The organism is Petralouisia muris, assembly GCF_004793545.1.
In the GTDB taxonomy this organism is placed as follows: domain Bacteria; phylum Bacillota; class Clostridia; order Lachnospirales; family Lachnospiraceae; genus Petralouisia; species Petralouisia muris.
The window spans coordinates 76,793-100,127 of record NZ_SRYA01000014.1 but is presented as its reverse complement, the minus strand read 5'-3'; the positions used below and the strand labels follow the sequence as shown (position 1 = coordinate 100,127).

Annotated in this window: 23 protein-coding genes and 1 riboswitch; of the genes, 4 read left to right on the top strand and 19 right to left on the bottom strand. The window is 45.0% G+C overall.

The genetic code is table 11. From position 1 onward, the window contains the following. Window positions 1-166: 166 nt before the first annotated feature. The 6 genes from ribH to E5329_RS08905 all read right to left on the bottom strand — a co-directional run bounded on the left by ribH (window position 167) and on the right by E5329_RS08905 (window position 7,092). Window positions 167-631: a 6,7-dimethyl-8-ribityllumazine synthase gene (ribH, locus tag E5329_RS08930; protein ID WP_135989223.1), complete on the bottom strand. Its 465-nt coding sequence runs from the start codon at window positions 629-631 to the stop codon at window positions 167-169. 51 nt (window positions 632-682) lie between these two features. Beyond that, window positions 683-1,885, bottom strand: coding sequence for a bifunctional 3,4-dihydroxy-2-butanone-4-phosphate synthase/GTP cyclohydrolase II (locus E5329_RS08925; RefSeq protein WP_135989222.1), 1,203 nt, complete (start codon window positions 1,883-1,885; stop codon window positions 683-685). 89 nt (window positions 1,886-1,974) lie between these two features. Continuing rightward, window positions 1,975-2,625 carry a riboflavin synthase gene (gene ribE / locus E5329_RS08920; RefSeq protein WP_135989221.1) on the bottom strand — a complete coding sequence of 217 codons (651 nt, stop codon included), beginning with the start codon at window positions 2,623-2,625 and terminating at the stop codon, window positions 1,975-1,977. Further along, window positions 2,607-3,830, bottom strand: coding sequence for a bifunctional diaminohydroxyphosphoribosylaminopyrimidine deaminase/5-amino-6-(5-phosphoribosylamino)uracil reductase RibD (gene ribD / locus E5329_RS08915; protein ID WP_275443134.1), 1,224 nt, complete (start codon window positions 3,828-3,830; stop codon window positions 2,607-2,609). Before ribD ends, ribE begins: the two co-directional genes overlap by 19 nt. Window positions 3,831-3,891: 61 nt before the next feature. Continuing rightward, window positions 3,892-4,554 carry an ECF transporter S component gene (locus E5329_RS08910; RefSeq protein ID WP_135989220.1) on the bottom strand — a complete coding sequence of 221 codons (663 nt, stop codon included), beginning with the start codon at window positions 4,552-4,554 and terminating at the stop codon, window positions 3,892-3,894. 157 nt (window positions 4,555-4,711) lie between these two features. Further along, window positions 4,712-4,884: riboswitch (FMN riboswitch) on the bottom strand. Window positions 4,885-4,950: 66 nt separating this feature from the next. Further along, window positions 4,951-7,092, bottom strand: a complete 2,142-nt coding sequence (locus E5329_RS08905; protein ID WP_135989219.1) for a Tex family protein — start codon at window positions 7,090-7,092, stop codon at window positions 4,951-4,953. 191 nt (window positions 7,093-7,283) lie between these two features. Here E5329_RS08905 and E5329_RS08900 point away from each other — a divergent pair, with 191 nt between their 5' ends. Beyond that, window positions 7,284-7,658, top strand: a complete 375-nt coding sequence (locus E5329_RS08900; RefSeq protein ID WP_135989218.1) for a DUF4190 domain-containing protein — start codon at window positions 7,284-7,286, stop codon at window positions 7,656-7,658. Window positions 7,659-7,706: 48 nt separating this feature from the next. Beyond that, window positions 7,707-8,831 (top strand): hypothetical protein, encoded by a 1,125-nt coding sequence (locus tag E5329_RS08895; RefSeq protein WP_135989217.1) that lies wholly within the window; start codon window positions 7,707-7,709, stop codon window positions 8,829-8,831. An 80-nt stretch (window positions 8,832-8,911) separates the two neighbouring features. Here E5329_RS08895 and E5329_RS08890 read toward each other — a convergent pair whose 3' ends face one another. From E5329_RS08890 to E5329_RS08880, 3 genes are all read right to left on the bottom strand, one after another. Then, window positions 8,912-9,676: a DUF975 family protein gene (locus tag E5329_RS08890; protein ID WP_135989216.1), complete on the bottom strand. Its 765-nt coding sequence runs from the start codon at window positions 9,674-9,676 to the stop codon at window positions 8,912-8,914. 80 nt (window positions 9,677-9,756) lie between these two features. Then, window positions 9,757-10,488, bottom strand: coding sequence for a PepSY domain-containing protein (locus tag E5329_RS08885; protein ID WP_135989215.1), 732 nt, complete (start codon window positions 10,486-10,488; stop codon window positions 9,757-9,759). Window positions 10,489-10,522: 34 nt separating this feature from the next. After that, on the bottom strand, window positions 10,523-11,032 hold the full coding sequence (locus E5329_RS08880; RefSeq protein ID WP_275443133.1) for a hypothetical protein: 510 nt from the start codon (window positions 11,030-11,032) through the stop codon (window positions 10,523-10,525). 158 nt (window positions 11,033-11,190) lie between these two features. On the opposite strand from E5329_RS08880, the gene E5329_RS08875 reads away from it, so the two are divergent. After that, on the top strand, window positions 11,191-11,631 hold the full coding sequence (locus tag E5329_RS08875) for a DUF2752 domain-containing protein (RefSeq protein ID WP_135989214.1): 441 nt from the start codon (window positions 11,191-11,193) through the stop codon (window positions 11,629-11,631). Window positions 11,632-11,637: 6 nt separating this feature from the next. Here the strand turns inward: E5329_RS08875 and E5329_RS08870 are convergent, their stop codons facing one another. From E5329_RS08870 to prfB, 8 genes are all read right to left on the bottom strand, one after another. Beyond that, on the bottom strand, window positions 11,638-12,843 hold the full coding sequence (locus E5329_RS08870; protein ID WP_135989213.1) for an aspartate kinase: 1,206 nt from the start codon (window positions 12,841-12,843) through the stop codon (window positions 11,638-11,640). Window positions 12,844-12,857: 14 nt separating this feature from the next. After that, complete coding sequence (locus E5329_RS08865) at window positions 12,858-14,060, bottom strand: cofactor-independent phosphoglycerate mutase (protein ID WP_135989212.1); 1,203 nt, start codon at window positions 14,058-14,060, stop codon at window positions 12,858-12,860. Window positions 14,061-14,076: 16 nt separating this feature from the next. Next, window positions 14,077-15,279, bottom strand: a complete 1,203-nt coding sequence (locus E5329_RS08860; RefSeq protein ID WP_135989211.1) for a homoserine dehydrogenase — start codon at window positions 15,277-15,279, stop codon at window positions 14,077-14,079. 16 nt (window positions 15,280-15,295) lie between these two features. Continuing rightward, entirely contained in the window at window positions 15,296-15,739 is a 444-nt protein-coding gene (locus tag E5329_RS08855; protein WP_135989210.1) for an ACT domain-containing protein, read from the bottom strand. 99 nt (window positions 15,740-15,838) lie between these two features. Further along, complete coding sequence (locus E5329_RS08850) at window positions 15,839-16,672, bottom strand: TPM domain-containing protein (RefSeq protein WP_135989209.1); 834 nt, start codon at window positions 16,670-16,672, stop codon at window positions 15,839-15,841. After that, the gene (locus tag E5329_RS08845) at window positions 16,669-17,715 is read right to left on the bottom strand and encodes a TFIIB-type zinc ribbon-containing protein (RefSeq protein ID WP_135989208.1); all 1,047 of its coding nucleotides are present in this window, start codon (window positions 17,713-17,715) and stop codon (window positions 16,669-16,671) included. The genes E5329_RS08850 and E5329_RS08845 overlap by 4 nt, the downstream gene beginning before the upstream one ends. Before the next feature lie 32 nt (window positions 17,716-17,747). Further along, window positions 17,748-19,067: an SPFH domain-containing protein gene (locus E5329_RS08840; protein WP_135989207.1), complete on the bottom strand. Its 1,320-nt coding sequence runs from the start codon at window positions 19,065-19,067 to the stop codon at window positions 17,748-17,750. A gap of 114 nt (window positions 19,068-19,181) precedes the next feature. Further along, a protein-coding gene (gene prfB, locus E5329_RS08835; RefSeq protein ID WP_135989206.1) for a peptide chain release factor 2 occupies window positions 19,182-20,292 on the bottom strand; the annotation gives its coding sequence in 2 pieces (ribosomal slippage) (window positions 19,182-20,216 and window positions 20,218-20,292; 1,110 coding nt in all). A gap of 588 nt (window positions 20,293-20,880) precedes the next feature. On the opposite strand from prfB, the gene E5329_RS08830 reads away from it, so the two are divergent. Beyond that, window positions 20,881-21,138 carry a hypothetical protein gene (locus tag E5329_RS08830; RefSeq protein ID WP_135989205.1) on the top strand — a complete coding sequence of 86 codons (258 nt, stop codon included), beginning with the start codon at window positions 20,881-20,883 and terminating at the stop codon, window positions 21,136-21,138. Here the strand turns inward: E5329_RS08830 and E5329_RS08825 are convergent. Together E5329_RS08825 and E5329_RS08820 are read right to left on the bottom strand one after the other, a co-directional pair. Next, complete coding sequence (locus E5329_RS08825) at window positions 21,132-22,304, bottom strand: MFS transporter (protein ID WP_135989204.1); 1,173 nt, start codon at window positions 22,302-22,304, stop codon at window positions 21,132-21,134. The genes E5329_RS08830 and E5329_RS08825 overlap by 7 nt on opposite strands. A gap of 107 nt (window positions 22,305-22,411) precedes the next feature. Beyond that, on the bottom strand, window positions 22,412-23,275 hold the full coding sequence (locus E5329_RS08820) for a LysR family transcriptional regulator (protein WP_135989203.1): 864 nt from the start codon (window positions 23,273-23,275) through the stop codon (window positions 22,412-22,414). Window positions 23,276-23,335 lie beyond the last annotated feature (60 nt).

The following is a 23,335-nucleotide window of genomic DNA, read 5'->3' as shown; positions in this document are numbered from 1 at the left end:
TAGATATGTTAATTCTAACATGCCTGTCAACCAAATATTCCTTACTATTTGTGGTTTGCAAAAAGCAAGGAGCTGCCATGAAACATGATTTCACAACAACTCCTTCTATTTTTGAACCCCATATATAACTATTAAAAAGGGCCATTTCTTTCACAAATATTTTATGCTATTTCATATTCTGAATCAGATTCACCATCTCAATTGCTGTACATGCTGCGTCATAACCCTTATTTCCAGCTTTGGTTCCGGCGCGCTCGATGGCCTGCTCAATATTGTCAGTAGTGACTACTCCAAAGATTACAGGGATTTCTGTCTTTAAGCCTACGGCTGCCACACCCTTGCTGACTTCTGCGCACACATAATCGTAATGGGTGGTGGCCCCTTTGATCACTGCTCCCAGACAGATGACTGCATCGTAATTTCCTGTCTCCGCCATCTTCTGTGCCGTCAGTGGAATCTCGAAAGCGCCCGGCACCCATGCCAGAGTGATGTCATCATCATTGACTCCATGGCGGATCAGAGCGTCCTGTGCGCCGCCTATCAGCTTAGATACGATAAATTCATTAAACCTGGACGCTACAATTCCTACTTTTGTTCCGTTTGCAACTACGTTTCCTTCTAATACTCGCATAACTTTCTCCTTTTTCTATTTCTAACATGATTCGAATACTGTAAGTTCCAATCAGTAATTCGTCATATGCTGCATCTTACTCTGCTTGGTTTTCAGATAAAATACGTCTGTTTTTTTTGCCGGCATCTGTATGGGAACCCGTTCTTCAATGGATATTCCATAGCCGGAAAGTCCTGCAATTTTCTTAGGATTGTTGGTAAGCAGGCGAAGCTTTTCGGCGCCCAAATCATGCAGAATCTGGGCGCCGATGCCGTAATCCCGCAAATCCGGCGCAAATCCCAGCTCTACGTTGGCTTCTACGGTATCAAGGCCCCGTTCCTGCAATTCGTATGCCTTTAGTTTGTTAATCAATCCGATTCCGCGGCCCTCCTGGCGCATATAAAGAAGAATGCCTCGGCCTTCTTCTGCAATTGCTTTCATGGCCGCATCTAATTGTTCACCGCAGTCACAGCGGCCGGAACCAAAGACATCTCCAGTCAGACATTCGGAATGAACCCGGCACAGCACCGGCTTTCCATCAGCAACCTCTCCCATCACCAATGCTACGTGATGCTCGCCGTTTAACTTATTAACATAGCCGTAGATTTCAAATTCCCCATATTTTGTGGGAAGCTTGGCATGGGCTTCCTGGCGCACCAGACTGTCTATATCCATTCGGTAACGCACCAGATCCGCAACGGTAATGACCGTCATCTGGAATTTTTCTGCCAGCTCTAACAACTCTGTGGTTCGCATCATAGTTCCATCTTCCCGCATAATTTCACAGCAAAGGCCGCAGGGCTTTAATCCAGCCAAAATTGCCAAATCTACGGTGGCCTCTGTGTGGCCGGTGCGTTTCAGCACTCCTCCTTCTCTGGATTCCAGCGGAAACATATGGCCCGGCTTGCGGAAGTCCTCTGGCTTCGCATCGTCTTTCACCGCTGCCAGGGCTGTTTCTGAACGCTCAAAAGCAGAAATTCCTGTGTCTGTATGTACGCCGTCAATGGATACGGTAAATGCTGTCTGATGGTTATCTGTATTTTGCTCCACCATCTGCTTTAAACCAAGCTTCTGGCATAAATCCTTGCTCATGGGCATGCAGATTAAGCCTTTTCCATGGGTAGCCATGAAGTTGATATTTTCCGGCGTGGCAAATTCTGCGGCGCAGATGAAATCTCCTTCATTTTCCCGGTCCGGATCGTCAATTACCATAATGATTTTTCCCTGTCTGATATCTTCAATTGCCTGCCTAATGGTATCTATTTTTTTACTCATCTTATTTCTTCCTTTCTAAACTTCCTGCAAAAGCCTGCTGCCATTGTAAACTAAACCGAAAGAATTTTCATAATATAGCCCGACTATTTTTACAAAAAACCATGCTCTATCAAAAAACTTTCGGTGAGATGTGATTTCTTTTCCTCCGGCTTCACGTCTGTAAGAAGTTTTTCCACATATTTTCCGATAACATCACACTCTATGTTGATTCTGCCGCCTGGCTTTTTCTCCGTCAACGCAGTTTCCTGGCGAGTATGGGGAATGACAGATACCTGAAAATCCTCTTCTGTCACCTTCGCCACAGTCAGGCTGATCCCATCTAAAGCGACAGAGCCTTTTTCCACGATATAACGAAGCAGCTTTGGTTCTGCAGCAATCGTATACCAGACCGCATTTTCCTCCTGACGGATTCCGGCAATGGTTCCGGTTCCATCAATATGACCAGAGACGATATGGCCGCCAAACCTTCCGTCTGCCGCCATGGCCCTCTCCAGATTCACGATCCCGGGAATCCTCAGCTCTGATAAACTGCTGCGGCGCATGGTTTCTGCCATCACATCTGCAGTAAACCCGTCTTTTGCAAGGGACGTCACCGTAAGGCAGATGCCGTTGACTGCAATACTGTCGCCGATTTTCGTTCCCTCTAAAACCTTTCGGCAGCGGATTTTTATCCTGGCGGAAAGGGTTTCTTTTTTAATTTCACAGATTTCTCCTGTTTCTTCTATGATTCCGGTAAACATTTTTCCTCCCGTCTGCACAAATTTTGTTTTTCCGATACCTGCAGGCCAAATGAACGATATGATGCAGATTTTCCTGTAAGCCTGCCGGTCATACATACATCCTCACCAAATCTGATAACTTCTAAATCCTCCAGCCTGACTGCATCTTTCATCCGGGAAATACCGCTGCCTTCAATGGGAGATTTAGCATCGGCCCCGGCTACCAGTTTCGGAGCGATAAAGGCATAGACCCGCTGTACCAGATTTGCTCTCAGCACAGAAGCATTCAGGGTTCCGCCGCCCTCCAGTAATATACTGTCAATCCCACGTTTTGCTAATTGTCCAAGTAAATAGGAAAGCTCCAGTTCTCCGTCTGCTCCCGTGGGAACCTCCAGCAAAAACAAGCCATGGCTTTCCAACTCCTGCTTTTTCTCTTCTAAGCCTTCGCCCTGGGCTCTCCATGCAATTGCTTTTGCCGGATTCCAGACTACGATGGTTTCTATCTCAGAAGCGGTTTTTACAATCTGGCTGTCCAAAGGAATCCGCAGCCTGGAGTCGCAGATAATCCGTACCGGGTTCCTGCCTCCTTCCATCCGGCAGTTCAGCATAGGATCATCTGTCAGAACCGTTCCAATGCCTGCCATAATTCCCCGGCAGCGGTTACGCAGAAATTGTACATAATTTCTGGATTCTTCTCCCGTCACCCATTTGGAATCCCCTGTTTCACAGGCAATTTTCCCATCCAGGGTCATGGCGTATTTCATTGTAAGGAAAGGCATGTTTGTTTCCATGTAATGAAAAAACACTTCGTTTAAAGTTCTGCATTCTTGTTCTAAAATTCCGGTTTCCACTAAAATCCCATGTTCCCGTAAAATCTGAACGCCCTTTCCGGCCACCTTGGGATTGGAATCCAGACAGCCTACATAGACCGTTTTGATCTTCTTTTCTATAATAATTTCGGTACAGGGCGGCATCTTGCCATAATGACAGCAGGGCTCCAGAGTCACGTAAAGCTCCGCCCCTTCGGTATCCTCTTTGCAATTTTGCAGAGCATTGCGCTCTGCATGGAATCCGCCGTATCTCTCATGGTAACCTTCGGCAATGACAATTCCATTCTTTACCACTACGCAGCCTACCATAGGATTGGGCGATACTTTTCCTTCCCCTTGCTTGGCAAGCACAAGGGCCTGCCGCATATAATCTTCGGGCGTTTTCTTCTGCTGCATGTTTTCCTCCTGAGATTGATGCTCAACAATATAAGGTTTATGCAAAAACTTTGCTGGCGGTCTAAGCGCTGTATCCTGTGTTCTTCCCAGGCGCTTTGGAACCTCTGTAATTTCCTTTCAAAAATGGAGACAGCGGCTTATAAACCAGCACTGTAATCACCACACTGAACACTCCTTTTACAAAAGTAAAGGGCGCATTAAAAACAATCAGGCACTGCAGCATATTTTTCACACCCGGAAAAATCATCTGATAAGCTGCCAATACCGTTTCCTCCGGCATAAAATTATAATATACGGGATATACAATAAAATAATTGGAGAAGACACTGATCACCGCCATTAAAACAGCTCCGGCCAAAGCTCCTGCAACTGCACTTTTCTTCCCTTTCCATTTCCGGTAAATCAGCCCTGCCGGAACCACAAAGGAAGCTCCAAGAATAAAATTAGACAGTTCCCCCACACCTCCGGTGGTGGTCATAAACAGATGGAGCAGATTCTTAATCAGACAAATCATCGCCCCGCTCACCGGCCCCATGGCAAACGCCCCTATCAACGCCGGAAGCTCCGACAAATCCATCTTGATAAAAGCCGGCATAATGGGAACGGAAAATTCCAAAAACATCAGAAGAAATGCAATGGCTGACAGCATGGCGGTCATAGTCATTTTCCAGATATCCTTCTGCCTAGTCTGTTTTCCTGCTGTTGCTGTACTCCTTTGATTCATGACAAAACACTCCTTTATAAGTTAATCATTTCGTGTCTTCAGAACCGCTGTTTCAGATTTTACAAAATCTTCCTTGGGCGGTATATTTTCTGCGTAACTACAAAAAAACGCCCTGAATCCAGAGATCCAGGGCATATAAAATACACGCATTAATAAATATTTTCTTCTCCCATCCAGACTGTACTGTCGGTTTTGGATTCTCACCAAATCATGCCTTGCGGCTCACGGACTTGCCCTCCTGGGGTATCACCGTCGGTCGGGAATTCCTTTTCTCCAGAATCCTGTGCCTGGATTCTGCCGGGAAAAAGTCACCCTGCCCTGAAGAACACTATTTAATTTATAGCTCTATTCTACTCCTGCCTGCTGTATCTGTCAACAGGCATATTTTTCAAAATGTCAGATTTTCATTGTAAGCTGAATCCGTTTCTTTTGTAAATCCACACTCATAACTTTCACTTCCACAATATCTCCTACGCTGACTGCTTCCAGAGGATGTTTGATATACCGCTCTGTCATCTGGGAAATATGTACCAGTCCGTCCTGATGGACTCCGATATCCACAAAAGCTCCAAAGTCAATCACATTGCGTACTGTTCCCTTCAGAATCATACCCGGGGTCAGGTCCTTCATTTCCAGTACATCACTGCGCAGAATAGGCTTTGGCATATCCTCCCTGGGGTCTCTTGCAGGCTTTTCCAATTCCTTTACAATATCCTGCAGGGTCATTTCCCCGATTTCCAGCTCTGCCGCCAGTTTCTTATAATTGGATACCTTTTGGGAAATTCCTGCCAGTTTTCCTTCCCGAATATCCTCCGGCTGATAGCCCAGTTTATCCAGCAGCTTCAGCGTTGCTTCATAGCTTTCCGGATGGACGCTGGTTCCGTCCAGAGGATTTTTCCCATCGGAGATACGCATAAATCCTGCACATTGTTCATATGCCTTGGGGCCTAATTTTGCCACCTTCAATAACTGTGCCCTGGTAAGGAATCTGCCGTTTTCTTCCCGGTACGCTACAATATTTTTGGCGATAACCTTTGTAATACCGGAAATATACTCCAGCAGAGAAGCAGAAGCCGTGTTCAGATCCACCCCAACCTTATTGACACAGTCCTCCACCACGCCGCCGAGGGCGTCGCTTAATTTTTTCTGGTTCATATCATGCTGATACTGGCCTACTCCGATGGATTTGGGATCAATTTTCACCAGTTCCGCCAGTGGGTCCTGGAGACGCCTTGCAATAGACGCCGCGCTTCTCTGGCCTACATCAAAATTAGGGAATTCTTCTGTCGCCAGCTTGCTGGCAGAATATACCGAAGCACCTGCTTCATTTACAATCACATACTGAACCGGAACGGGAATTTCCTTCAGCAAATCTACAATAATCATCTCCGACTCCCGGGAGGCGGTTCCATTTCCCACAGAAATCAGGGAAATTCCATATTTCTGAATCATTTTTTTCAAAACCGCTTTGGATTCCTCCACTTTATTCTGGGGAGCCGTAGGATAAATTACTGTGGTGTCCAGCACTTTTCCAGTAGAATCCACTACTGCCAGCTTACATCCGGTACGAAAGGCCGGGTCCCAGCCCAGCACCACTTTTCCGGCAATGGGCGGCTGCATCAATAGCTGCTCCAGGTTCTTTCCGAATACCCGAATGGCTCCGTCCTGCGCCCGTTCTGTCAGTTCATTTCGAATTTCCCGTTCAATAGCCGGGGCGATCAGCCGTTTATAGCTGTCCTCCGCCGCTGCCTTTAACACAGGGGAGGTATACGAGTTATCCCTGGAAATCGTTTTCTTCTCTAAATACTGTAAAATCTGTTCTGCAGGCGCTTCCACTTTCACAGTGAGAACCTTCTCCGCCTCTCCCCGGTTCAGAGCCAGAATCCGGTGGCCTGCCAGCTTTGCCAGCCCTTCTTCGAAATCATAATACATCTCATATACGGACTCCGCTTCCTGATCCTTGGCAGTAGATATAATTTTTCCGGTACGCATGGTAAGCTCCCGGATGTATTTCCGGTAGTCCGCTTCATCTGAAATATTTTCCGCCAGAATATCCATGGCCCCTGCAAGGGCGTCCTCTGCAGTATTCACGCCTTTCTCCGCGTCCAGAAACGCCTCTGCTTCTGTTTCCAGCGGTTTCTCTGTCATCTGCAGCAAGATAATATTTGCCAGAGGCTCCAATCCTTTTTCCCTGGCAATGGTGGCTCTGGTCCGCCGCTTGGGACGGTAGGGACGGTATAAATCCTCCACTGCCACCAATGTTTCTGCTGAACGTATCTGCTGCTTTAACTCTTCTGTCAGTTTGCCCTGTTCTTCAATGGAGGACAATACCTGTTCTTTCTTCTCTTCTAAATTCCGCAAATACAACAGCCTTTCATTGAGGCTGCGCAGAACTTCATCGTTTAAGGCTCCGGTGGCTTCTTTCCGGTATCTGGAAATAAAGGGGATAGTGTTTCCCTCATCAATCAGCTTTACCGCAGCTTCTGCCTGCTGCTTTCGGATCTTTAATTCTTCTGCTAATTTTGCAATAATGTCCATCAATAATTCTCCTTATCTCATTTCCCTTTTTGCAAGAAAGCATTTTCTTTCCTGCACTATGGAAAGTTTATCTTATATTCTTCAAAAAATCAAGAACCCTGCCTACAGCCGTTAAAATTCTTTTTGTTGTATTTTTCTGGTGCACGTGCTACAATAAAACACAGTGAAAAAGATTTTTAAGGAGGTTTCTTATGGATTATGAATCAAATAAATCTTATATAGAGATGCGCTCCGCCGGCATGTCTGTGGCTGCAATGATCATGGGTATTCTGGGCCTTGTGATGAGCTGCTGCGTGTATCCGGCAATTGTTTTCGGTTCCCTGGCTATTATTTTTGCACTGCTTTCCCGCGGCGGGGAAATGCATACCAATGGTTATGCCAAAGCAGGGCTAATTCTGGGTATTATCGGCATTGTCTGCGGAATTCTTTTCTTGATGTATTCCTTTTTCACGTTGCTGGTACAATTCGGAGGATGGGAAGGTTATCTGAATTATATTGAAGAGCTGATGCAGGAAATGGGTTATCCTGACTCTGTCAGCCCTTATGATTTCTATGATACCCTGTAACATATCGGCATCTCAAGTAACTGATACTGTAATCGGAAGGAGACAGGCATGTACTACCCACAAAAGCTAATGGAAGAATATCAGAAGATGGCTCCTGGTGAAGCCAGGCTTTCCGGCATCCGCCAAGCCATCCAGGAAGCAGATCTGGAAAAAGACTACGGCTACATGATGTTTTTCCGCTATGAATATGCCTGCGCCTGTGACAACAATTATCTGCTGTACCTCTACGTAATTTTCCCGGAAATTCTGGATCTCTTTGAGGCTCATCCGGAGATTGAGATGCCCCCAGACTGCTATATCACTGCAGAAGAGGCTGTCAAAGACGTTTTTACCTGGGTGATAGACTGTGCAGATTTCTTTTATCAAATCTCTGTCTCAGATATGGAAAAATATCTTGCAAAATATAAATCTTTTTGTCAGAAATACGGCTATTCCCTTTGCATGTACCATATGGCGGCTGCAAGATTATACCGTGCGGCAGGTAAAAAAGAAAAGGCCATGCAGAGCCTTCACGAGTTCCGTCTTTTTAACCGCTCTCACCATATCAGAAATGCAGATACTATAGCATTCGAAGGGGAAATGGCTTGCTGGTACGGGGATCTTGAGCATTTACTGAAAGCGGGAAAGCTGCTGGAAACAAAATATTATGATGAATATACCCTTATCTTTCAATACGGAAGGCTTTTGTATCACTATGCGGTACGGCTTCACGATGTAAAGCAAGCAGAACCTTATTACAAAAAAATGGAACATCTCCGCCAAAAGCAGCAGATGCATTCCTGCTATTTCGCAGATACCATCGTTTATCTAACGCTGACTAACTTGCAGGCTGCATGGAGCTTTTTCAAGGAAGAAGCCCCTTATCAGGCTTTGACTTACACGCCTTTGGACAAAATGGAATTCTGCACCGGAGCTGAGATTATGATGCGGGCCCTGATGAAGCAAGGCAAGAAAAATGTCCGTCTAAAGCTGCCCTCCAAGCTTCCTTATCATCAGCCAGATGGATGCTACCGAATTGAAACGCTGGCAGAATATTATGGAAAAGAAGCGCGGGATATATCCAAAAAATTTGATATCCGAAACGGCAACGACAACTCTATGAAGGAATATCATTTATTTTTGGATGCTGTGAAGCATTGCATCGCACTGCCAACAGGTTCCGGTAAAGCATAAATCAAACTTGAAAAAAATACTGGAGTTTGCCCCTTCTTCAAAAAAGGAAAACTCCAGTATATTTTCTCACTTCTTCTGAATCAATATTGTCCCTGAGGAACGGTAAATTCCGGCTCCGCTTTCTGCATCCTGTCAAATTCTCCTGTCAAATCCAAATAGAAGCTTATAATGGTCTGATTCATATAAGGAGAAATCCAGAGGGTTCCTATTCCGCAGGAAAGCATAGCCAAAATACTCCAGCCAATATAACTTAGGTAAATATACAGCAAGCGTCCCTTGTTCCCATCCATCAGCCGGGAACTTTCCCGAAACGCCGTTACCGACCCCATCTGCAAATGATCCACCATCAGCAGAAAAACCAAAGCATACCGAAAAGCCAGTATCAGCCCCACGATCATTCCAGCTATATAAAGGACAAACGCAATGATAAACGCCGGAAGCATTCCCTGCATGGCTGCCACTGTCCAACAGATAATCGCAGGCAAAAAGCAGACCAGTTCCATACCAATTATCATTAAGATTCCCAAAATATAGCGTTCCGGCCTTTGGGCAAATTCTCCGAACAGCATACCAATTCCGGTGTTCTGTCCCCGTGCAAATCCAAGCTGCATTCTGCTGATTCCGCACTGCATAATTACAGATACAATACTGACAATCAGCGTTGCGGCCATGTATGCAAAAAACTGCACCATCCCGCCTCTGCTGATAAAAAACAGCGCATAAAAAGGTATCAGCACCGCAAACATAATCAGGCTCAGCAGCAGCGTTGCGCCAATCACCAGACCCCAGTGCCCTGTCAGCTTCTCCCTTGCCAGTCTTTTTAATTCTGCCGATGTACGATTCATTCTCTGTTACGCTCCATTTCCACTCTGTTACACAATTTAACGAAACATGCTATCCTGTTCTCCTTCTGACGTTACAGGATCTAATCATAAATACTGTCCTGATCCCGCTCCAATATTGCGCCTGTCTTAGCATGAATCTTGAATTCATATTCCCAGACGTCCTTTACCAGCTCCACTTCATAAACTGGAATTCCGTCATCATTATCAAATTCCGCTTTGACCACTGTTGCGCCGGGAACCTCTTTCAGGGCAATCTGTTTTGCTTTTTCCACTCCGATATAGCCGCTGTTGCCCGGCTTGGTCTTCAGATTTTCTTTCCACTGGTATCCGATTAATTTGCCGGTACGGGCATGGTACTCCAATTCATACTTTTTGCTGCTCTTCTGCATCTTAACCTTATACTCTTCAATTCCATCATCATATTTCAGTCTGATACTGGTGATTTGCGCTCCTTTTACCTTCTTCCTGGCCAATTTTTTGCATTTGCTCTCACTGATCAGCTTCTTGGAGCTTGGCCTTACCCGCATTTCTTCCCAGCCATATTCTATCAGCTTTCCATCGGAAGCGCGGTAAGTCAAATCATATTCTTTGGTTCCCTTAATCAGCTTCACCTCATAGACGAGATTCCCTTTCTCATAATCTCTGTCCACTTCTACCACGGTTGCGCCTTTCACTTTCTTCTTAGCCATCTTCTCAACCTGCCGGTCACTGGTAATTTTCTTGGCGTATGCAGTGCTGGGAACGGCAAGAATCCCAATCAACGCCAAACAGCATACCATAAAAATCCTTACTGATAATTTTCGTTTTTCCATAAGTCATTCCTCCTGAAATTACAATTTGATTATTCTATGCTGCATAGTCAATATTTTTCCCTTTGGTCTCTTCTGCGCCAAGGGTCTTTTTGCTCTCTTCATAGGGGTTGGCCGGATATTTTATCTTCGTGGAAGTGGTTCCGCCGGACACGTAGGTTCTTCCGCATTCCGGGCAGACAGATGTATGTATGCTGACGGAAGCGGAAAGCACTTTTCCATCCTTCTGAGCTGCCTTGGTATAGGCGTTGGACACATGCTCTCCTTCATGGGCGCGCACCGCTCCTCCTGCCGCTTCAGGAGAAATATGGGCCGCAGCCTTAAAAGATACATTCTCATCGGAACCATCCTGATATTTGCGCTTTGCACAGGTCTGGCAGCGTTCTTTGGATATCTCCTTCTCAGAACCGTCTTTGCTCTCCCGAACCCCGGGAATTCCCTCTGGATTCTGAGCCCCATTATTGGCCCGTTCTCCGGCGTTGCCGTATATTCCGGCATAATTCCCGTAATTGCTGTAACTGTTTCCCCCACCGATTGCTCCTACCATAATAAACACCTCACTTCTCTTTTTACTTTCTGAGCCTGTATCATCACTATATCACATTTTTTTCTTTTTGACAAACTGAAAAAAAGAGATTATACTGCATTACAGACAAAATATTATGACTAACTTTTCGTTTATATGCTATCGTAAGGACGGATTTTATGAGACAACAAGAAAAAGAAGAAACTGCCCTGTTCTATGTCGGATGGGCGCTGCTTGCTATGACAGGCATAATCTGGGTTCTGCTTAAGCTGTTTCCCATTCCTTTCCATAAACTGCTGCTTCCCTGTGCAGTGCAGACTCTGCTTGGAATCTACTGTCCTGGCTGTGGCGGAACCAGAGCTGTGTCCGCTCTCCTTCACGGAGATTTTCTGACCTCTTTCCTCTGCCACCCGCTGGTGCCATATACTGCCGCCGCAGGCGGCTGGTTCCTTATCAGCCAGACCATAGAACGGCTTACCAGGCACCGGATAAAAATCGGATTAAAATACAGGGACGGCTACATATGGGCCGCCCTGGTGATTGTCGCTGTGAATTTTCTTATAAAAAATCTGCTGCTGATTGTCTGGCATATTGATTTACTGGAAGGAATCAGCCTGTAACGCCGCCTAATCTTCGATAAACTGGTCATGAACCGCCCGCATTGCCTTATCCACATCTTCTTCGTTAATCAGTACGGTAATGCGGATTTCTGATGTGGCAATCATACGAATATTGACGCCCACATTATACAGCGCCTCAAACATTCTGGAGGCCACTCCAGGATTGGACTGCATGCCTGCCCCTACAATGGATACCTTTGCAACCTTATCATTTACTTCAATCTCTCTGGCTGTGATCCGGTTTTTATACTCTTTTAAGATGGCAACCGTCTCCTGGGCGTCCTCTCTGGCCACGGTAAAGGAAATATCTTTTGTTCCGTTTCCCCCGATTGACTGCAGAATAATATCTACATTGATATTATTTTTAGCAAGCAAATCAAATATTTTAAAGGCAATACCCGGTACATCTTTTACCCCGAACACTGCGATCCTGGCTGTATTTTTATCTACTGCAACTCCGCTGACAAGCATACTCTCCATGTCTGTCTCCTCCTTTACAATGGTTCCCTGGGCATTGTTCAGGCTGGAACGCACCACCAGCTGAACTCCGTATTTTTTTGCCATTTCCACAGAGCGGTTGTGAAGCACCTTTGCGCCCAGCGTTGCCAGCTCTAACATTTCATCATAGGTAATCTCTGAAATCTTCCTGGCGTTCGGCACAATTCTGGGATCTGCAGTGTAAACCCCCTCCACATCTGTGTAAATTTCACAGGCGTCCGCATGGAGCACTGCCGCAAGAGCCACCGCCGTGGTATCCGATCCGCCCCGTCCCAGGGTGGTAAGATCGTCATATTTATTCACGCCCTGAAACCCTGTGACAATGACAATCTTACGGTTCTCCAGCTCATGGCGGATACGCTGAGTATCAATTTTCTTAAACCGGGCGTTGCCGTATCTGGAGGACGTCTGCATCATTACCTGAAAGGCGTTCAAAGAAATGGCAGGCACGCCCAAAGCCCCCATTGCCATGGACATTAAGGCCGCAGAGGTCTGTTCCCCTGTGGCCAGAAGCATATCCAACTCCCGGCGGGAAGGATTTGGGGTAATATCCTTTGCCAGTTCCAGCAGGCCGTCCGTGGTCTTTCCCATGGCGGACAATACCACCACCACATCATTGCCCTTCTGATACTCTTCTATGCAGCGTTTTGCCACATTGTAAATCCGTTCTTTATCTGCTACGGAGCTGCCTCCGAATTTTTTTACGATTAACATAGCGTTCTCCTGAACTATTTTTGAATGAAATAATCGATCATTTCACAGCCTTTTGAGATACGATGGCCGCTTTCTGCAGCCTCTTTTTCATTATATTTCCAGGTATTTTGCTGAATCCTGCTGCTGTCATACAGAAGATAAGGCACATCATCTCCCGTATGGGTGCGGATACAGATCGGCGTAGGATGATCCGGCGTCACCAACATTCGGAACTCTTCTCCTGCCTGTTCCAGCCCCTGCCGGATGGGAGCGATGACCCGCTGATCCAGAAACTGGATGGCCTGCACCTTTTTCTCAATGCTGCCCTGATGCCCCATTTCATCCGGCGCTTCCACATGCACATACACAAAGTCACAATTGTCTTTGGTAAGAGCATCCACAGCGGCCTGAGCCTTGCCTTCATAATTGGTGTGAAGCCCGCCGGTGGCTCCGGGAACGGAAATATTCTTCATAGAGGCCCCTACGGCAATTCCTTTCAGCAAATCCACGGCTGACACCATAGCTCCCTTCAGTCCGGTTTTCTCTTCAAAAGAGGAAAGAGACGGCCTGGTGCCTGCGCCCCAGAACCAGCAGGAATTGGCCGGACGGAGTCCCTGCTTTTTCCGCTCCAGATTGATGGGATGGCTGACCAGAATGTCATAGCTTCGTTTCATCATTTCCCGGAGAATATGATCTTTGGGCAAATGCTGTCCAATGGTCTGTCCCAGCACATCATGGGGCTGTGTCAAATCTATCACAGAGCCTTTTTCCCAAATCAGAAGATGACGGTAACTGGTTCCTGCATAAAAATGATAGCCGTCTGTCTCCAGCTCTCTTTTCACCGCCTCTAACAGCACGGCGGCATCTTCTGTGGATATTTCATCAGAGCTGTGATCCAGAATTTTTCTGTCCTCGTATCTTTCCTCTTCCTCAGACAGCGTCACAAGATTGCAGCGCAGCGATACGTCATCCTGTTTCATATCCACGCCAATGCTTAAAGCCTCCAGGGGAGAGCGCCCGGAATAGTAAATCTTCGGATCATATCCCAATACAGACAAATTCGCCGTATCGCTTCCTGGTGACATTCCGTCAGGAATGGTATGAACCATCCCAATCTCACCTGCTGCTGCAAGCTGATCCATTGCAGGCGTTTCGGCATATTCCAGGGGCGTCATTCCCTGTAACTCTTCCAGAGGACGGTCTGCCATTCCGTCCCCCAACACAATCACATATTTCATACTGTTCCTCTCTATTCTAAACTACGCGGATTCTCTGCAAAATGTTCTTAAGTCCCAATGCTTTTTCTTCATATTCCTCTTCTGTCATGATTTCTGTCAAAAATCCGTTCTCTCCGGTAATCCCTTCTGCCTCTACCCATTCCACCTGGCCAAACTGTTTTTCCACTGCGTCTTTCGGTTCCTGGGTTCTCACAAAGAACCTGCTCTTTGCTTTCTTATATTCCACCAAATCCATTTTCCGGGAGCTCCAGGAAATCAGAATATTCTTGTGAAGATGCTTGGCAATATCCACAATATCTGCAACTACAGCGCTGGCTGTGGGGAGTTTTCCTGCACCGCTTCCGTAAAACATCGCATCACCCAATACATTTCCATGTACAAAAATCGCATTAAAGACGTCATTAACATTATAGAGGGGATGTTCACCAGACAGCAGAAAGGGCACCACCATGGCACAGTAGCCCTCCGATGTCTTTTTGCTGGTTGCCAAAAGCTTGATCACCCTTCCCATTGCTTTGGCGTAACGAATATCCGTCGCTGTAATTTTGGTAATTCCTTCAGTATAAATCTCTTCAAAATCCACCTGCTGACCGCATACCAAAGAGGTGAGGATTGCAATTTTCCTGCATGCGTCATAACCCTCAATGTCTGCGGTAGGATCTGCCTCTGCATAGCCCCTGGACTGGGCGTCTTTCAACACATCTTCAAATTCCAGCCCTTCAAAGGACATTTTGCTTAACATATAATTGGTGGTACCGTTTAAAATTCCCGTTATTTCCTCGATCTCATCTGCGGTAAGGGAAGAATTCAGGGGACGGATAATGGGGATTCCCCCGCCCACGCTTGCTTCAAACAGAAAATTGATGCTTTGTTCCCTTGCAATGGCAATCAACTCCGCTCCGTGCTTTGCAACCAGCGCTTTATTGGAAGTGGTCACACTTTTGCCAGCCAGCAACGCCCGCTTTACGAATGTATAGGCCGGTTCCACACCGCCCATGGCTTCTACAACCACCTGTACCTCCGGGTCATCTGCAATGATATCATAATCATGCACTACTTTCTCTTCCATAGGGTCCCCTGGAAAATCCCGCAGATCTAAAATGTATTTCACTTCAATTTCGTCTCCTGCCCGCTTTGCAATACTCTCTTTGTTGGTATGCAAAACCTCCACAACGCCGGAACCTATGGTTCCGTATCCTAAAATTGCAATCTTTATCATAACTTCCTCCATTCTGTCACTCTCTGGCTAATATTTTTAAATAATGAATCCCTTCCTGCTGCTCAATATTCTCCACCATCTGGGACACATTTTTCGTATCTGGCAGCACATCAACGCTCAAGGTCAAAGACGCCACCCCATTGACCGGAATACTTTGATGGATGGTAAGGATATTAGCGTGAAAATCCGCCACAATCCCAAGCACCCGGGACAAAAGCCCTGGTTCGTCATCCATCTGTATTACCATGGTGATGGTCTTCCCTCTGGCATTGTCATGGAATGGGAAAATATCATCCTTATACTTATAAAATGAGCTGCGGCTGATCCCCACCATATCTGTGGCTTCCTGTACTGATTCCGCCCGCTCTGATTCCAAAAGTCTCTTTGCCTCCACCACTTTCAGCAAAACTTCCGGAACAGCTTTTTTCTTCAGCACAAAATATTTGGTCTTTTCTTCCATTATTTCCTCCGGTCTGCTGCTTTTTCTGTGTGTCTGTCAAAAACATCTGTAGTCACAGGGAAGATATTAGCATATTTATTTTCCAAATGCAACCTCTTTTTAAAATTTTCTGCTGCCGCCGCTGGAACTGCGCCCGCCGGCGCCTGCATGCACCGTACTTTTCCCTCCGCCGCTGCTGCTGCCGTTGGAGCTCTCCCTATGAATATGCCTGCGGGTCACAAACTGATTGACAAAATAGTCTTCCTTTTTCCTAAGACGGACGCTGCCGTTTTTTTCAATGGGATATTGATAAGCGCCCAATTTGAAACGATATCTTCCAATAATTCCCCCTGCAGTAAAGCCGCCTGCTGCAAGAGCTGCAAAAGCTGCTATCAAAATCTCCAGTCTGCTCAAGCCCCGGTGTCCCTGACGATAGTTTGTCACTTTGCCGGTATCCTCATCATAAAGATAATTATCCTTTGGATTTTCTTCCTGAAGGACACGGTTTACCTCACGCAGCATGGCTTTCAAAGCATTTCCGTACTGCTCATCACTTACGTCATCATATCCTGCGTCCAGAATTTGCTCTGTTCTGCTGTCGGTGATGTAATATCTGCCTTCTCCAAAAGCCCGGATTACAATTTCCCGGTTGTCCATATCAATTCCGCAAATAATTCCGTCATCCGAAGTGGTATGTTCATCAAAAAAAGTCTCGGTGTAAGTCCTGGCGCTCATATTCCCAGCGTCTCCCGTCGTGTAAGCCATAAGGTCCCATCCAGTATTTTTTTCCAGTTCTGCAAGCTGCTGATTAATTTCTGCTGCTTCTTCTTCCGTTAAAAGTTTGGCGTCATCTGCAAGCTGAATATTTTCCTGCGCCTGTACAGAAAAAAAAGAAAGCTGCAGGCAGAACACAAATGCCAGAAACATCCCCAATCTATGTATTTTTTTCCTCATATCAGAAAACCTCCCACCAGTCCCAGTGCAAATACCAGCAGGGACACAAGTCCGCTGACTGCCCACACCTTTTTATAATCAATCGGAAGTTCCCCGCATACTTTACCGTTCTGCCCATTCATGGAATAATAATACACTTTGCCGTCCCTGCCGGGATAAGTGACCGTCCACACAGGAAGCATCATATAATCCCAGTGTTCTCTCCTGCAATTCAGACGGCAGTTTTTCACAGATATGGAATTGTATCCTTTCACAGTTTCCCGAAGAAGCTGCCTGCCGTGTTCCTCTGCTTCTCTTTTTACCCCATTTTCCAGTTCCGCCCGTTCCATATCCCGTTTTTCTGCCAGAAATCCGGACAGATAACTCATCTGAAAGGACTGAACCTGATTCACATCATAGGGCAGGACGCCCTGGGCCAGTTTCCCGTTTGCCTTCCTTAAGGCATTTCGGGTAATATCCTCCAGATGAATTTCTTCTTCCCGTTCCACCCGGTAAACTTTCGTCTCGGTATACTCTGTATCGCCGCTGCGCCACACCCGCACATTCCTGCCTTCCGCCTTCAGTTCTCCTTCCATATCCATATCTGCCATCCAGTAAGGAAAGTAAACGCCGGAAATTTTCTCAATCTGATTTTTATGAAAAAATGCTTTAGGCACAAATTTTTTATGATGTACATATTCCAGAAACTTTTCTACCGCCTGTTTCCGGTCGATGGCAAAGGGAATGATTTTATCCGGCAGAAATTCTCCGGATACCCTTCCTGACAAAACAACCGGATTGTGGCAATAATAACAGAAGGACGCTGCTGTGGTTTCTTCTGTGACGATTTGGGCGCCGCAGCTTGGACAGTGATAAACACTGCCCTCTTCGCCTTCTGGAACACGGGTATTTTCCTGTTTTTCTTCTTCTGTTTCCGGCTGGAGCTGGTTGATTTCTTCCTGAGAAAACGCAGAAGCACAGTATTCACACCTGTACTTCTGCGTCCTTGGATCAAATACCAGCTCGCCGTCACAGTTTGGACATTTATAACTGACAACTGCCATTTGTATTCTCCTTATCTGATAAAAGCCGCAAATTATTGGGCTGCTGTGCCGGCCGGTTTCCCGCATTCCGAGCAGAACTTGCCTTCGTTTACCGCTCCGCACCCACAGGTCCATGCACCGGGCTGTGCGGGTTTTGGCGCACCGCATTCGGAACAGAATTTGCCGCTGTTCACATGGCCGCAGCTACAGGTCCACTGGTCGGTTTGTTTCGGCTGGGGCTTTCCGCATTCGGAACAGAATTTGCCGCTGTTTTGGGCGCCGCATTCGCAGGTCCATCCGGCAGAGGGATTCTGCATATTCTGATTTGGCTTAAACTGCGCCGTATTCTGGTTCTGCATATTGGAATTCTGCTGCATATTCTGCATCTGCATTTGCTGCATATTGGCCGCGGAAGCCGCAGACATAGCGCTGCCTCCGGCCTGCATACCCAAACCCATTCCCATAAATCCGGCCATGGCGCCGTTGGCGTTGGAGCCTGCCGCCTCCATTCCCCTTGCCACATGGCCCTGCATATAACCTTCCCGCACCGAAGGATCGCTGAGCATAGCGCCTTCGTTGCGCATATTAATCAATTCTGTAGATTTTTCATCATAGGAGACGCTGGCAATTCCCACTGCCTGGATCTCCATGCCCCGCATCCGGTTCCAATCTTCGTCCAAAGTGTCCGCCATGTATTTGCCAAGCTCTCTGCTCTTAGAAGCAACATGGGAAATGCGGATTCCGTCTGCGGACATCTGATTAATGGCAGACTGCAGGGCTTCCAAAAATTCAGAAAGATATTGACCATTGATATCTTCCATCTCCACCTGTCGGGCATTTCTTGGAATCACTTCCCCATAAAACCGGATGGGATCTGTAATCTTGATAGAATACGTTCCGTGAGCCCTTAAAAACAGCTCCGCATTATAAAAGTTATCAAAATAATTTACAGGATTTCTGGTTCCGAATTTAATTCCTTTAATCTCCTGTAAGTTGATATAAAATATTTTCTGCTTTGTAGGCGTTTGGCCGCCGAATTTAACACGGCGAAAGGATTCCTTCACTGTATCCTTTAATTGTCCGTTGAACAGGGACGGCAGGGAAGAATTGTCCACCTTGTAATATCCCGGCTCTGCCGTATAGTCTACCACTTTTCCCCCGTCCACCAGCATCATAAACTGGTTGTCGTATACATGGATGACAGAACCGTTGCTTACGGTATCGCCGCTTCCTTTGGTATTCTGCCCTTTTCTGGTCTTTACTCCTTGAGTAAAGACAGTCCGTTCTCCCATATCATCCGGCTCATACACTTCCAGCCACTGGTCTGCCAGCCCGCCGGATACGGCCTGGACTGCCGCTCTGATAATTCCCATTCTGATTCCTCCTGTATTTCCTTACCTCAGAGCCTGATATCTGGCTAATCTACAATTCTAACAGCATATCTCCTTTTTCTTCCACTGTCATATCCTGTAATGCCTCCATGCACATCACCCTCCTATGCTTTTCCACTTCAGATAAGCATTGATAAACAAATCCAGTTTTCCGTCCATAACGCTGTCAACGTTTCCAGTCTCTGCATTGGTTCGGTGATCTTTTACCATGGTATAGGGCTGCATGACATAGGAGCGGATCTGGTTGCCCCATCCGATTTCCGTCACTTCTCCCCGGATATCTGCCGCTTTTTTCTCATTCTCTTCCTGTTTTAACAGATATAATTTGGCTTTTAACATCTGCATGGCCTTGTCTTTGTTCATGTGCTGGGACCGTTCGTTTTGGCACTGCACCACAATTCCGGTGGGCAGATGGGTAATGCGGATGGCCGAGGAAGTTTTGTTGATATGCTGACCGCCGGCTCCGCTGGAACGGTAAGTGTCAATTCTCAGCTCATCGTCCTTAATCTCAATATCCAGATCTTTTTCAATATCCGGCATCACATCGCAGGAAGCAAAAGACGTCTGCCGCTTGCCTGCTGCATTGAAGGGAGAAATCCGCACCAGACGGTGGACGCCTTTTTCTGATTTCAGGTAGCCGTAGGCATTCTCTCCCCGCACCTCAAAGGTAATGGATTTAATGCCCGCTTCTTCTCCGTCCAGGGAATCCAGCACTTCCACATCAAATCCTTTATCTTCCGCCCACCGTTTGTACATCCGGTAAAGCATGGAATTCCAGTCGCAGGATTCCGTTCCGCCCGCCCCTGCATGAAGGGATACAATGGCGTTTTCCATATCGTATTCTCCAGACAAAAGCGTTTTAATTCGGATATTTTCAAAAGTTTCTTGAAATTCCTGTAAAGCTTCTTCGATTTCCGGGATCAGGGAGGCGTCGTTTTCTTCATAGCCCATTTCCAGCAGTGTTTCAATATCCTCGTACTGGCCCAAAAGCCTGGCGTATGTCTCCACATCATCCTTTAAGCTTTTCAGTTCTTTCATTTTTACCTGGGAAAGCTCGGTGTTGTCCCAAAAATCCGGGGCTTCCATTTCCCGTTCTAATTCCTGGATCTTCTTTTCTTTATTTGCCAGGTTAAAGTGAATCCCTCACTTCCACTAATGGTTCTTTGCAAGCGTTCAAAGTTGTTTTGAACTGGTCTAATTCTACCATTGTGTCACCTTCTTTCTAAAATATAATATATGCTCAAGGAATATTATACGGGTTTCCTGAGATATCGTCAATTTCCTTGAGAGTTATTGTCTGGTTATTGCTTTGCTGTTACTTTCTTTGCGGCAGACCAGGAAGAATAGTAATTCTTTTCCAAACTGTTTTGTAGGTTCTGCTCCACTGAACCTGATAACCAGAACTCTCTTTGGCAGTCTGCTTTTTCCATATTATGATAAATCCTTTTTTCATGGCCTTAAGACTTGTGATTTTCGGGGCTCTGGGATTGATTTTAAATGACTTGGAAAGACTTCCTGTATAGCTGCCCTTCTCCATTTTATGATTTTTATTATAGCAAACGGCTTTCTTCCAGTCAAGGACAGTCCTTCTGGCTCTGAACGGCTTTGAAATTTTCGGTTACTTTTCACGGAGTTGGGAAACGTAACAATCAAAAACAGCAGTGACGAATAAAATTCTTCACTTGTTTTCCGTATACTGCTGATGTAAAATAAAGGAGAAAGGAGACGGGCATAAGAAGAAGCACAGCAGGATCTGTACTATAGCACAGATTCCTTGGATCTGGAAACAGCTTCAATGTTAGGACAAGCCCTGAAAGTAGTTATGATATATTTGGAAACGGAACCCAACAATCATCGCGAGGAAAATTCCCGAAGCTCCGACGTAATCAGGATTGGGAAATTTAAAATATCGTATAATCCTGTTGATTGGAGAAAATTTGTATACCAGTTGCCCAATGGCAGAGAACGAACCAGGGTAAAAAACGAAACTCCTATCGTCAGTGCGCTGATTCCCATGAACCCATCCATCTTCAAGGCAGTTGAGTTTCACTGATTTAGGTAAATCTTTAATACAAACAAATAGATAATTGAGAATATAAAAAGTAAAGACATTGCAACGAAAAAAACATTTATATCCGCAACCAACAGCGGAGTTAAAAAGCCTGACAATAGGATGCTTATTCCACAAACAATATTATAAATACCTTTTAGAACAGGAATATCATCTCTACATGTTTCATTTTGAAAGTATATTTGAACTACCGTATTATAACCAGCTCCAATAATAGGATAAACAAGCAGTATAAAAGCAACAATAATCCACTTATAATTTGTTAAGCAAAGTGCTGAGAATAACAATCCTATTCCTAAGACTGGTAAAGAAACCTTCTTTATGTTCTTAACATCTATATAACCAGCTCCATAGGACAATAAAATTGACACGACATAATATATACCATTTAAAATACCAATATATTTTATATCAATTTCAAAAATCTTTATCGCCTTCTGAAGCAATACAGCATAAGATGCAAAAAAGAAAGAAAGAATAGCGCTCAAAATTACAATCTTAAATACAGATAAATATTTTTCACGAAATCCCTTGATATTATTTATTATTTTAAAATGCCCACTCTTCTTTAGCTGTGTCTTATTCGTTGACATATCAACTTTTAACTTAGACACAATAACTCCAGAAATCAAGAAAGATATTGCATTTATAACTAAAAATCCTTTATAAGACATAATAATTAGTAAAATTGTTGATATAAGTGAAGTTGAAACTTTTATTACATTGTCCGTAGCATACAACCTTGCAATTTTTTCATTGTTATCTGACACTTCCTTTACTATCATGTCTTGATATATTTTATAAAAAGTATATATTAAACTACATATTGTTTCATAAGATACAACACTTATTTTCAATACTAATAATGGAGTATCAAATATTAAAAATACATAAAACAAACCTGTAATAAGTGCATATAAATAATTTAAATATGTCAGAACCCTCCTACAATCTTTCACATACGTGTTACTAATTGCAAAAAGAGAACATATAATTCTTACCAATGCATTTGATGCAACAACAAGTCCAGAAATAGCCGCTGAATTAGTAAATAGCGCAATTATTGTAATTACTGCTATATCCTGCAACGCATCTCCTATTCCGCTTATAATTCTACTAGAATAATATAGATTATAATCTTTCTTCATCCACTTCAATCATGATGCAAATAATTTAAGCACCATATTCCTTTCCTTAAACCTTTTATTATGTGAGAACACAACCAAATTCTATAATTTGTATCATATAATTTATGTTAGATTTTATAACTTCCCAGTCTGCGATACAGAGGTTCAAACTTCTTCCGGTCAGAATATCTGCAAACGCAATAATAAGTGACATTTACCTCATTATCCAAAATAGGAATGATCTTCTTTTCCATCAGACTATTGTTAGGATCCCTTCTCATCAATACATCAGACACAAACGATGGAAATGCTCCGCTCCCTGCAACTTCTCCAAAGGCGTCATGCTCGCTCATCATAAGAAAATGGGCATTGGGAAGTTTCTGCCTGCACAGCTCATACCAGAATCCGATTTCTGTATACAACAACAGATTCTGTCCGTCTATATCACTAAGATAAATTTCCGACCGCTCTGCCAAAGGATGTCCCTCAGGAACAGAAAGAAATAAGCGTTCTTTTCCGTATGCCTGAACATAAATCTCCCCGTTTGAAGGCTTTTCATGAAGAATAACCAACTGATATTTATTTTTTTCTAATCCTTCCAGAAGTTCCTCATCCCGATTTCTTATTTCAGATGAGATTGTCAGCCCGCTGTAAATCTGTGAAAGCAGAGGCACCATATCCCAAACCGGAACGGGCGCACAGGCCCCCAGGGTAATGGTACGACTGCTTTTGTCAAACAGACGGATCTGTTCTATCATCTCTTTCTCCTGATCCAACACTTTTTTCCCATATTCCACTGCCAGTTTTCCCGTTTCATTCAGGGTAATCCTGTTTTTCTGCCTTTCAAATAATTTCACTTCCATAAGTTCTTCCAGCTTCTGCATGGAATGGGTCAGAGCGGGCTGCGAAATATGCAGATGTTTTGATGCGGCAGAAAGAGTTCCGTATTCTGAAAATGCCAGTAATTGTTCCAGCAGATAAAGTTCAATCATGTTCCACCTCCTGTTTTACTATTTCTTTTAATTATAGCACATTTCAGAATATATATTGTA

What these genes read in the sequence shown, in the direction of transcription:
- E5329_RS08895 (WP_135989217.1), top strand. Translation starts at nt 7,707, where the DNA reads ATGTACTACCCACAAAAGCTAATGGAAGAATATCAGAAGATGGCTCCT.
- E5329_RS08820 (WP_135989203.1), bottom strand. Translation starts at nt 23,275, where the DNA reads ATGATTGAACTTTATCTGCTGGAACAATTACTGGCATTTTCAGAATAC.
- E5329_RS08840 (WP_135989207.1), bottom strand. Translation starts at nt 19,067, where the DNA reads ATGGGAATTATCAGAGCGGCAGTCCAGGCCGTATCCGGCGGGCTGGCA.
- E5329_RS08825 (WP_135989204.1), bottom strand. Translation starts at nt 22,304, where the DNA reads ATGAAGAAAGATTATAATCTATATTATTCTAGTAGAATTATAAGCGGA.
- E5329_RS08850 (WP_135989209.1), bottom strand. Translation starts at nt 16,672, where the DNA reads ATGAGGAAAAAAATACATAGATTGGGGATGTTTCTGGCATTTGTGTTC.
- ribD (WP_275443134.1), bottom strand. Translation starts at nt 3,830, where the DNA reads ATGCAGCAGAAGAAAACGCCCGAAGATTATATGCGGCAGGCCCTTGTG.
- E5329_RS08890 (WP_135989216.1), bottom strand. Translation starts at nt 9,676, where the DNA reads ATGAATCGTACATCGGCAGAATTAAAAAGACTGGCAAGGGAGAAGCTG.
- E5329_RS08845 (WP_135989208.1), bottom strand. Translation starts at nt 17,715, where the DNA reads ATGGCAGTTGTCAGTTATAAATGTCCAAACTGTGACGGCGAGCTGGTA.
- E5329_RS08875 (WP_135989214.1), top strand. Translation starts at nt 11,191, where the DNA reads ATGAGACAACAAGAAAAAGAAGAAACTGCCCTGTTCTATGTCGGATGG.
- E5329_RS08865 (WP_135989212.1), bottom strand. Translation starts at nt 14,060, where the DNA reads ATGAAATATGTGATTGTGTTGGGGGACGGAATGGCAGACCGTCCTCTG.
- ribH (WP_135989223.1), bottom strand. Translation starts at nt 631, where the DNA reads ATGCGAGTATTAGAAGGAAACGTAGTTGCAAACGGAACAAAAGTAGGA.
- ribE (WP_135989221.1), bottom strand. Translation starts at nt 2,625, where the DNA reads ATGTTTACCGGAATCATAGAAGAAACAGGAGAAATCTGTGAAATTAAA.
- E5329_RS08885 (WP_135989215.1), bottom strand. Translation starts at nt 10,488, where the DNA reads ATGGAAAAACGAAAATTATCAGTAAGGATTTTTATGGTATGCTGTTTG.
- E5329_RS08925 (WP_135989222.1), bottom strand. Translation starts at nt 1,885, where the DNA reads ATGAGTAAAAAAATAGATACCATTAGGCAGGCAATTGAAGATATCAGA.
- E5329_RS08905 (WP_135989219.1), bottom strand. Translation starts at nt 7,092, where the DNA reads ATGGACATTATTGCAAAATTAGCAGAAGAATTAAAGATCCGAAAGCAG.
- E5329_RS08900 (WP_135989218.1), top strand. Translation starts at nt 7,284, where the DNA reads ATGGATTATGAATCAAATAAATCTTATATAGAGATGCGCTCCGCCGGC.
- E5329_RS08855 (WP_135989210.1), bottom strand. Translation starts at nt 15,739, where the DNA reads ATGGAAGAAAAGACCAAATATTTTGTGCTGAAGAAAAAAGCTGTTCCG.
- E5329_RS08880 (WP_275443133.1), bottom strand. Translation starts at nt 11,032, where the DNA reads ATGGTAGGAGCAATCGGTGGGGGAAACAGTTACAGCAATTACGGGAAT.
- E5329_RS08830 (WP_135989205.1), top strand. Translation starts at nt 20,881, where the DNA reads ATGTTAGGACAAGCCCTGAAAGTAGTTATGATATATTTGGAAACGGAA.
- E5329_RS08860 (WP_135989211.1), bottom strand. Translation starts at nt 15,279, where the DNA reads ATGATAAAGATTGCAATTTTAGGATACGGAACCATAGGTTCCGGCGTT.
- E5329_RS08870 (WP_135989213.1), bottom strand. Translation starts at nt 12,843, where the DNA reads ATGTTAATCGTAAAAAAATTCGGAGGCAGCTCCGTAGCAGATAAAGAA.
- E5329_RS08910 (WP_135989220.1), bottom strand. Translation starts at nt 4,554, where the DNA reads ATGAATCAAAGGAGTACAGCAACAGCAGGAAAACAGACTAGGCAGAAG.